This is a genomic window from Treponema sp. (genome assembly GCF_045657965.1).
GTDB lineage: Bacteria > Spirochaetota > Spirochaetia > Treponematales > Treponemataceae > Treponema_D.
Map to the genome: position 1 here is coordinate 1 of NZ_JAZOUG010000137.1, position 8,565 is coordinate 8,565.

General features: G+C 37.0%; 7 protein-coding genes. 6 read left to right on the forward strand and 1 reads right to left on the reverse strand.

The features are described from left to right. Positions 1 to 13: 13 nt before the first annotated feature. From xseA to mutL, 3 genes are read left to right on the forward strand one after another with little or no spacing between them, the layout of a single operon-like run. On the forward strand, positions 14 to 1,216 hold the full coding sequence (xseA, locus tag ACKI5B_RS04940) for an exodeoxyribonuclease VII large subunit (protein ID WP_407426422.1): 1,203 nt from the start codon (positions 14 to 16) through the stop codon (positions 1,214 to 1,216). Between the two features lie 50 nt (positions 1,217 to 1,266). After that, entirely contained in the window at positions 1,267 to 1,569 is a 303-nt protein-coding gene (xseB, locus tag ACKI5B_RS04945) for an exodeoxyribonuclease VII small subunit (RefSeq protein WP_407426424.1), read from the forward strand. Beyond that, positions 1,569 to 3,437, forward strand: a complete 1,869-nt coding sequence (mutL, locus tag ACKI5B_RS04950) for a DNA mismatch repair endonuclease MutL (RefSeq protein WP_407426426.1) — start codon at positions 1,569 to 1,571, stop codon at positions 3,435 to 3,437. Before xseB ends, mutL begins: the two co-directional genes overlap by 1 nt. 28 nt (positions 3,438 to 3,465) lie before the next feature. On the opposite strand, the gene ACKI5B_RS04955 is transcribed toward mutL, so the two are convergent. Then, on the reverse strand, positions 3,466 to 5,655 hold the full coding sequence (locus ACKI5B_RS04955) for an OmpA family protein (protein WP_407426428.1): 2,190 nt from the start codon (positions 5,653 to 5,655) through the stop codon (positions 3,466 to 3,468). A gap of 128 nt (positions 5,656 to 5,783) precedes the next feature. Between ACKI5B_RS04955 and ACKI5B_RS04960 the strand changes: the two genes are divergently transcribed. The 3 genes from ACKI5B_RS04960 to ACKI5B_RS04970 form a co-directional block, all read left to right on the forward strand. Further along, a complete protein-coding gene (locus ACKI5B_RS04960) occupies positions 5,784 to 7,145 on the forward strand; it encodes a tetratricopeptide repeat protein (RefSeq protein WP_407426430.1) in 1,362 nt (453 codons plus the stop codon). 9 nt (positions 7,146 to 7,154) lie between these two features. Further along, positions 7,155 to 7,874: a metallophosphoesterase gene (locus ACKI5B_RS04965; RefSeq protein WP_407426432.1), complete on the forward strand. Its 720-nt coding sequence runs from the start codon at positions 7,155 to 7,157 to the stop codon at positions 7,872 to 7,874. After that, a partial coding sequence (locus ACKI5B_RS04970) for a transcriptional regulator (RefSeq protein WP_407426434.1) occupies positions 7,874 to 8,565 on the forward strand: 692 nt, incomplete at its 3' end. The genes ACKI5B_RS04965 and ACKI5B_RS04970, both read left to right, overlap by 1 nt.

An 8,565-nucleotide genomic window follows, 5' to 3' on the forward strand; every position in this document is an offset into this window, starting at 1 on the left:
TATACTTTTTAATATGTCACAGCAATTTTTTCCTCCTGATACAGTATTTTCTGTAACAAATTTAACCTCATTAATCCGCGATTTACTTGAAGGAACGTTTTCAAATATTACGCTTGAAGGAGAAATTTCAAATTACAGGCCAAATTCAAGCGGACATATGTATTTTACGCTCAAAGACGAAGGCGCACAAATAAGTGCAGTAATGTTCCGCGGAAAAGCAATGAACCTGAATTTTATCCCAAAAGACGGCATGAAAGTAAAATGTACAGGCTCAGTTTCAGTTTATGCACCAAGAGGAAACTATCAGATTATTATTTCGAAAATGGAAATTGCAGGAGCCGGAAACATTCTTCAGATTCTGGAAGAAAGAAAAAGACGTCTTGCTGAAGAAGGACTTTTTAATGCAGAACTTAAAAAACCGATTCCACGATTTTCAAAGAGAATTGGAATTGTTACAAGTCCAACAGGAGCTGCTCTCCGTGATATTCTTCAGATAACGAAAAGACGTAATCCTGGAGTTGATGTTGTAATCTTACCGGCTTTAGTTCAGGGCGAAGGAGCAGCACAGACAATTGCAAACATGATAAAAACAGCAAACGATTTTAATATGTGCGACTGCTTAATTGTAGGCCGCGGCGGAGGTTCGCTTGAAGACCTTCTGCCATTCAGCGAAGAAATTGTTGTACGCGCAATTGCAGAATCCAGAATTCCTGTTGTAAGTGCTGTTGGTCATGAGATTGACTGGGCATTAAGTGATTATGCAGCAGACATGCGCGCTCCAACCCCTTCGGCTGCAGCAGAACTTGTTGTTCCAAAACAAAGCGATATTCTGCAGGGATTAGCCGCCTACAAAGAAGAATTTTATAATCAGATTTCAGGCAAAGTTGAACGCCTGAAACTTATGATAAAATCTTTTGATGCAGACAATATGGAAATCCGGTTCCGCTCGATTGAACAGCCGCTTTTAAACAGATTCGAAAATGCAAAAGAATCTTTAATTGACGGTATAAATTCAAAAATTAAAGACACAAAAACACAAATCGCACAGTGCGTAACAGTTCTACAGGAAGCAAGTCCTCAGACAATTTTAAACAGAGGATATTCGATGGTCAGAACATCAGACGGGAAAATTGTCCGGAATTCCTTTGATGCTGCAAGCGGAACCAAACTTGAAATCACTCCAGCTCAAGGTAAAATTTACGCCACTGTTAATTAAAAGCAGAAAACTGTGTGGTTTTATTATTCGTTTTTTGATAGGATATAAACATGAAATCATTTGAAGAAAACCTTTCCAGACTGGAAGAACTTACAGCAAACATCAGGAAAAGCGATATTTCCCTCGAAGATGCGCTTGCCAGTTTCGAAGAAGGCATAAAACTTGCAAAAACTCTTGAAAAAGATATCGAAAAAATCGAAGGAAAGATTCAGATTCTTATGAATCAGCCTGTAAAAGCAAATCCAGAATCTTCTGCTGCACAAATCAATATAGAACCACAGCTTGATTTATTTTCAGGAGCAGATTCAATAACGGGAAGCGCAGGCGCTCCAGCAGAAGGATTGAGACAATAATGTCAGAAAGAAAACCTGTACGCGCTCTTTCAGTTGATGTTGCACGAAAAATTGCAGCCGGAGAAGTAATTGACAGACCCTCAGCAATTGTGCGCGAGCTTTTGGATAATGCCGTAGATTCCGGGGCAGACTCAATCTCCGTAGAAATCGAAGGCGGTGGAATCGAAAAAATCCGTATTTCAGACAATGGCTGGGGAATGAGCCTTGACGACTTAAAAAACTGCGCCCGCCCCCACTGTACAAGTAAAATTTCAGAATCAGAAGACCTTTTAAACCTTACAACTCTTGGTTTTCGCGGAGAAGCTCTAGCTTCAATTGCAGCAGTCTCAAGACTTTCAATTTCAAGCGGAAATTACCGCATGAAAGCCAGCATTACAGAAGACCATTTAATTGAAAACATTCCAAGTGTTCAGGACGGAAAAGGCACAATCGTAATGAGCGAAGGCTTATTTGAAAATTTTCCGGCACGAAGAAATTTCTTAAAAAGGCCTGCTTCAGAAACGATGATGTGCCGTGAAGTCTTTATCGAAAAATCTCTTCCACGTCCGGACATTTCTTTTCGCCTTAAAGTTGACGGACAAATAAGGCACGATTTACCGGGCGGTGTAACTCTTTCAGAAAGATTTGCAAGAGCACTAGAATTAAAAGAAAATACAAATCTCTTTTCAGAAATAAAATCAAAAGGGTTAGAATCTGATGGAAAATCTGAATGGAGCTTTTCTCTTGTAATTGGAGAACCAGGCATTTTCAGAAATGACCGTAAACAGATTTTTATATTCGTAAACGGCCGTCGTGTTCAGGAATATTCTCTGCTCCAGGCGATCGAGTACGGCTGTCAGGGATTTTTCCCGAACGGGACTCATCCGGTTGCAGCTCTTTTTTTACAGGTAAATCCAAAATTTGTTGACTTTAACATTCATCCTGCAAAAAAAGAAGTTCGCTTTAAAGACATTTCATCTGTTCATCACGGTGTAAGTTCAGCAACGCGGGAATATTTTACAAGTTATGGAATTAAAAACAGCTTTGAACGCGAAAAAGAGCTTCAGGAAGAAATCGAACGCAGCAGACAGAATACCCTTTTCAACGCAATAATCGAAAAAGAATTTGAACGCGAAGAAAAAGCTGTCTCCCAAAGTACAAACGCAAACTATCAAATCAATCACTCAAAACCGTCGTATTCTTCACGACTTGCCGATTATGCACTGTCACAAGCTGGTGACAAAAGCCGACTTAATGAATCAACAAACATCCGCTTTAAACAAAATGTAAGCATGGAAGAAATGCGTTTTTCAATTCCGGGAAGTTCTGTTTCAAGCCGTAAAGAAGCAGATTTTATTTACTACGGAACAATTTTCGGAACTTTCTTAATGGTTCAGAAAAACGGAGTTTTTTATCTGATTGACCAGCATGCAGCCCATGAACGTATTTTATTCAACAGACTTATGAGCGGTGGAAGCGAAACTCAGGAACTTTTAGTACCACTTGAAATTCAGACTGATTCAAAAGAAGACGATGAATACATGTCTTCAATTCAGTCAACACTTTCTACAGCAGGCTTTAAGTGCAGAAAAGAAGACGGAAAATGGCTTTTTTCTTCACTACCTGCCCGCTGGAAAGGAAATCAGGAAGATTTAAAACAGGCAATTTTTGAAAAACATGTAAGTCCAGAAGAAATAATTTATCAGATTGCAGCCATGACAGCCTGTAAAGCCGCTGTAAAAGACGGCACAATTTTAGGACCTGAAGCTGCTGAAAACCTGGCAAAAGAAGCACTTTTATTAAAAGACCCGCACTGCCCTCACGGCCGGCCGGTCTGGACAACTCTTACAAAGGAAGAGCTTTTTGACCGTGTAAGGCGGACCAGATAACACTCTCAAAATAATTTCTGGTGATTATTTATTTTTTTATTCTGAATTCAACTCTTCTGTTTTTGTACCAGTTTGCCCGGTCAGTTTTATCTGCAAGGGCATTTGCTCCGCCCATTCCTTTTGACTGGAGTAGTTCACGACTTACTCCGCGTTTTACAAGTTCGTCAACAATTGCATCTGCTCTTAATTGACTCAATGGAACAAGTTCTTCCCGGTTTTCTTTGTCAGTTCCACTGATATTATTTGCATATCCTTCAATAATTACAACACTTGCCCCAGGATGACCTTTTATTTCTTCTGCAATTTCATCTAAAGTTTCACTGTTCCAGGAATTCTGTTCAGCTGAAAGTTTATTGGAATCCAAAGCTGCATTTGGTACAAAATTAATTGAGTTAACGACCATTTTCCATTCTTTTCCAGGAACTATTACCTGCAAAAGAAGCCCCGTCTGAATTTGTGCGGCTGTTTCAATATTTATATCTCCAAGCCGCTCTCTGTCCTTTTCACCAGGTTTGACTGTCAATTTTGCTGTATATGTATTTTTAGATAATACAGTCTCACCTTTATCACTTTTTCCATCCCAGTCAATTTTTTTAGGTAAAACGCCTCTACCCTTAAAAGTTTTAAATATATTTCCCTGTGGATCTAAAACTGTAAGAATCCATGACTCAGGCTGTTTTTCTAAATATTCCACACTCGGAGAAAAAATAATTATATCATTCTGTCCGTCCCCATCCGGGGTAAAATTATAAGCACCTTCAATATTTAAAACAGTTTTAGGATAAGGCCATGAAGCAAGTTCAGCATTACGTGCTTCTTCTTCAGCTTTCTGTTTTTCAGCTTCTTCAGCCGCACGTCTTTCTGCTTCAATTCGTGCATTTTCTTCTGCTTTCTTTTTCTCTGCTTCTTCACGAATTCTTCTTTCTTCTTCCATTGCTTTTTTGGCATCTTCTATTTTGCGTTTTTCTTCTTCAAGAGCACGTCTCTGAGCTTCAATTTCAGCATCAAGCTTTGCTTTTTCGAAATTACGTCTTTCTTCTTCAAGTGCACGTTTTTCTGCAGCAATTTTTTCTTCCATTTCGGCTTTTTTTCTTGCTTCTTCTGCAACTCTTGCAGCTTCTGCTTCAACAGCCTTACGCTTATTTTCTTCTTCAAGGCGCAGTTTTTCTGCTTCTTCGAGTTTTTTCTGCATTTCTAATCTTGCTTTTTCAGCTTCAAACTGTTTCCGTTCTTCTTCAAATCTCCTGATTTCATCTTCAATTCCAACTTTTTCTACAGCTAAAGATTTTTCAACAGGTGCATTTTTTTGGATTTCTCCGACAGGTTCAGTTTTTTCAGTAATTTTTACTTCAAGCCGAAGCTGATCAGGAGGAATTTCAGGAGCAAAAGCATCAGAACCGACAAATTCAGGAGGAACAGGAACAATATTTATTTCTTCCTCTTCTTCAGTTTCATGATTAACTTTTTCCCGCTCTATTTCTTTTTTAGGCATTTCAGCAATTTTAGGAGCAAACGCTTCTTCTTTTACAAGCTCTGAAGGAACAACTGATTTTTCTTCTTCGGCAGGAAGCTCTTCAACTACCTTTTCAGGATTCTCAGGTACTTCCATCTGTTCATTTTCAATAAATGAATCCGGATTAATAAGTTCAGGTTTTTCATTTGCACGCCTGTTAATTTCTCCTTCAAGCAGCTGAATTATTGTTTCAATTCTTTCTTTTTGCGGTGAATCAGTTTCTAATTCAAGGTAACGTATGTAATTTTCACGGGAATCTTCAAGATGATCAAGTTTCAGCTGAGCATTTGCAATATTCAAAACTGCAGGAGAATAATTTTCATCCTCTTTAATTGCAATTGCATAACTTGCTTCAGCACGCATATAATTTCCCATTGCATAACAGGAATTACCGGCATTATAAGCAAGAATTTTTTTATCTGTGCCAGTCTGAGCCATTCCGCGTACACAAATTGCAAGGGATTTATCATACTGTTCAATCTGATAATAACATACCCCAAGATAAATATATACATTCGGATTAACATCAGGCAGTTCAAGTGCTTTTTCAAAATAAACTATCGCCTCTTCAGGCTTATTAAGCTGAAATAATTCTTCACCTGATTCAAAATCAGTCTTTTTAATTTTTTTTTGACAAAAGGCAGAACTGCACAAAAGAGACATACAGACAATAAAAAAAAGAATTTTTCCAGAATAAAATTTCATAAAACTACTCAAATATTTTCGGCACAAACGCCGGAAACCAGCAATTAAATTCTAATTGATAATTACTTAATTTTATTATATAATTTAACTGTTTTTAAAACTATATTCAAACTGGAGTTTTTTAGTTTATGATAGTTGTTGCAGTAATTTTGATTCTTGTAGTTCTTATAGGATTTCTCGGCGTATTCGTAATAAAATCATTGGCAACACCAAAAAAAATTGATTCAATCAACAAACTTATTAAACAGCAGAAATATTCCGCAGCACAAAAACTGGCAAAAACACTCATTGCAAAAGATTCACGCGATTATCATGCACACTATTACCTTGGAAAAGCATATCTGGCAGATCATAAAAATGAACTTGCACTCATGGAATATAAAACTGTTGCACAAAATGCAATTTTTGATGCAAGAATTCCAGAAGCAGACTTCCGACGCCAGCTTTCCCAGTTATATCTAAAATTCAATCAGCTTGAGGAAGCATTAAAAGAATTTCTTCTTCTTACAAAACTTGAACCGACAAATGCAGAAAATTTTTATCAGTGCGGTAAAATTTATCAGCAGCAGAATAATGCAGAAAGTGCCTTGGGATTTTTTCAGAAAGCAATCAAATTCAATAAAAAGCATGTAAAAGCCTGGTCTGAAATGGGCATGATTCTGTTTCGCGCAAAACAGTTTGGAGAAGCAAAAAAAGCAATTGATTATGCAATCCGACTAAGTCCTGAAACATTTTCTACATACTACTTCCTTGGCAAAATTTTAAAAGAAGGTAAAGATTATCCTGCAGCTGTAAAGGCTTTTGAAAAAGCATGCCGTGATCCGGAATTCAAACAGAAAGCCATGATTGAACGCGGCTCATGCTATATGCTTGCAGGAGCAATTGATAATGCACAGCTTGAATTTGAAAAAGCCGTTAAAGCATCCAAAGATGAAAAATCACAGGAATCTTTATATGCCCGCTATTTTCTTGCAGCGTGCTATGAAAAAACAAGAAAAATTGACAAAGCAATCGAACAATGGCAGATTATCTCAAAAATCAACCATAACTTTAAGGATGTTCCGTCAAAATTGTCAGAATACAAGGACTTACAGTCAAACGACAGTCTGAAAGAATTTCTGACAAGTTCAAATGCTGAATTCATTGAAATCTGTAAAAAAGCTGCCCTTACAGGGTTTAACATGGCTACGCAGACTGCAGAGGAAACAAAGCGTGGTGCACAGCTTTTAGCAACAGAACAGAAAAAAGACGACTGGATGAATATGCGAAAACAGATTTTCCTGATTATTTTTTATCGCGATACAGAACCAATCGAAGATTCAGAAATCCGGCGTGTTTTGGAATTTGCAAAAACGAAGAACTGTGCCAAAGTAATTGCATGTACATCTTCAGAATTCACGACAACAGCAGTTCGTTTTGCAGAAAACCGTCCTATAGAGCTGGTCGGAAAAGAAAAACTCGAAGACATACTATCAAAAGCAGGAATTTAATATTTTTCTATGAAAATTTTATGCGTCTCAGATCAGATTGACCCGCTTGTATACAGCACTCAGGCAAAAGAGCGTTTTAAAGACATAGATTTAGTTTTGTGTGCTGGAGATTTACCTTCAGACTATATAGATTTTATTGTATCTACACTTAATAAGCAGACCTATTTTATATTCGGAAACCATAATTTATCTGAATTCAGTTATTATCACAAACAAAAAAAACATACAGGCCCCCATCCGACCTGGCAGGAAGAACATAATGAACTGGACATGGGCGGGAGTTTTGGTGCAATTTATGCCGGATTTAAAACCTTAAAAGATAAAACGCTGAAAATTTCAATGCAAAATGGGAAAAAGCGTCCGCTTTTAATTGCAGGAGTTTCAGGTTCTATCGAATATAATAAAGGATTAAATCAATATACAAACCGGCAGATGTTTTTTAAATTATTATCACTTACACCAAAACTTTTATTGAACAAAATTTTATATGGTAAATATCTGGATATTTTTTTAACACATGCATCCCCACGTCATATTCATGATAAAGAAGATCCATGCCACAAAGGTTTTGAATGTTTTAACTGGTTTATAAAACATTTTCAGCCGACTTTTCTGGTTCACGGACACATACATCTTTATGATATAAATTCCCCAAGAAAAACAAAAGTTGGAAACACTACCGTGGTAAATGCCTATAGCCATACAATTTTAGAACTGGAGAATGAATAATGAACGATTTTTTACAGACAACAACAGAAACAGACGACGATTTTTCAAAAGCACGGCATAAAGCTCTTTTTAATGAGGTACAGCATTTTTTAAACCCGGATGAAGCAACATTAATTTCATTTTCTGATATAAAAAAACTCTTAAAACCTGAAAATGAAGTTTATAAAGGAATGCAGATTGTTCCAGTCAAATTAATTGTAGGCAGTGAAGGCCGTTATAAAGATTTTGACAGCAGATTTTTTCCGAAAAGCATGCATTTAAAAACCCGCTGGGAACATATTGACATGGCTCATATTAATGATATTCCCCTGCCCCCGATTTCACTTTATGAACTTGGCGGTCTTTATTTTGTGCGTGACGGTAATCACAGGGTTTCAGTTGCAAAAGCTAAAGGAATTGAATTTATTGATGCAGAAATTGTTTCTCTTCAAAGTGAAATTAAATTAAAACCCGGTGACTCTCTTAAAAAAATGACTAAACAGGTAATTAATTACGAAAAGCGTGTTTTTTACGGAGAAACAGGTTTCGGAGATGTTACTGATTTCTGGTCACTGGATTTCTCTGTTCCAGGTCAATACGATGTAATTTATAATCATATTTTGACTCATAAGTATTATATAAACATGAATAAAACAGATGAAATTGGCATGGACAAGGCTATGATTTCATGGCTGACAACTGTTTATTTTCC

Bases quoted from the DNA above. Each gene is read 5' to 3' on its own strand.
- xseA (WP_407426422.1), top strand. From the start codon at position 14: ATGTCACAGCAATTTTTTCCTCCTGATACAGTATTTTCTGTAACAAAT.
- xseB (WP_407426424.1), top strand. From the start codon at position 1,267: ATGAAATCATTTGAAGAAAACCTTTCCAGACTGGAAGAACTTACAGCA.
- mutL (WP_407426426.1), top strand. From the start codon at position 1,569: ATGTCAGAAAGAAAACCTGTACGCGCTCTTTCAGTTGATGTTGCACGA.
- ACKI5B_RS04955 (WP_407426428.1), bottom strand. From the start codon at position 5,655: ATGAAATTTTATTCTGGAAAAATTCTTTTTTTTATTGTCTGTATGTCT.
- ACKI5B_RS04960 (WP_407426430.1), top strand. From the start codon at position 5,784: ATGATAGTTGTTGCAGTAATTTTGATTCTTGTAGTTCTTATAGGATTT.
- ACKI5B_RS04965 (WP_407426432.1), top strand. From the start codon at position 7,155: ATGAAAATTTTATGCGTCTCAGATCAGATTGACCCGCTTGTATACAGC.